At 63.0% G+C, this 1,095-nt stretch carries 1 protein-coding gene; it reads left to right on the top strand.

The window, feature by feature from the left end:
* The coding region (locus AC1DEK_RS30115) for an Ig-like domain-containing protein (RefSeq protein WP_478128989.1) at positions 1-1,095 on the top strand (1,095 nt) is incomplete at both ends.

Genomic DNA, 1,095 nt, shown 5'->3' with positions numbered 1-1,095 from the left:
AGGACACGGCGTTCGACATCTCCTATACGGTGACGGACGCAGCGGGCCACGGCTCATCGCCGAGCCCGACTACCCCTGTGAGGATCTACGCGATGGGACCGGGCAAGCCGGCAATTGGCGAAGTGATTGACGACGTGGGCTTGGTTCAGGGTCCGGTGGGCAATGGCGAGAGCACGGACGACACGACACCGACACTGGTGGGCAAGGGCGAGCCGGGCGACACGATCGTCGTGATCGACAACGGCACGCCCGTTGGCGAGACAAAGGTCGACGAGGACGGCAACTGGAGCTTCACGCCCGATACGCCGCTGGACGAAGGCAGGCACGAGTTCACGGTGGTCGAGCGTGATGAGGCGGGCAACGAAAGCAAGCCGTCGGATCCGCACGTGGTGATCGTGGACAAGACCCCGCCTGGCCAGCCAGTCGTTGGCGAAGTGACTGACGACGTGGGCTTGGTTCAGGGTCCGGTGGGCAATGGCGAGAGCACGGACGACACGACACCGACGCTGGTGGGCAAGGGCGAGCCGGGCGACACGATCGTCGTGATCGACAACGGCACGCCCGTTGGCGAGACAAAGGTCGACGAGGACGGCAACTGGAGCTTCACGCCTGATACGCCGCTGGACGAAGGCAGGCACGAGTTCACGGTGGTCGAGCGTGATGAGGCGGGCAACGAAAGCAAGCCGTCGGGTCCGCACGTGGTGATCATCGATACGACAGTCCCAGCACTGGTACTGAAGGCACCTGAAGTACCGGAGATGGCAGACGGTGTAATCGACTCGGCAGAGGCCAGCGATGGCACGTGGGTGATTATCCCGTTCTATGCGGGCATGGCCGAGGGCGACGTGATCACGATTGACTGGAACGGCAAGAGCTACGAGCACAAGGTGGAGTCGTTCGAAGTAATCCTCGGGTCAGTCAAGGTGAGGATCCCTGCAGACGATCTGATCGGGCAGGACACGGCGTTCGACATCTCCTATACGGTGACGGACGCAGCGGGCCACGGCTCATCGCCGAGCCCGACTACCCCTGTGAGGATCTACGCGATGGGACCGGGCAAGCCGGCAATTGGCGAAGTGATTGACGACTTGGGTC

Source organism: Variovorax sp. 10N420 (genome assembly GCF_056394705.1).
The sequence above is the reverse complement of the archived record's forward strand: the minus strand, read 5'-3'. Positions and strand labels throughout refer to the sequence as shown.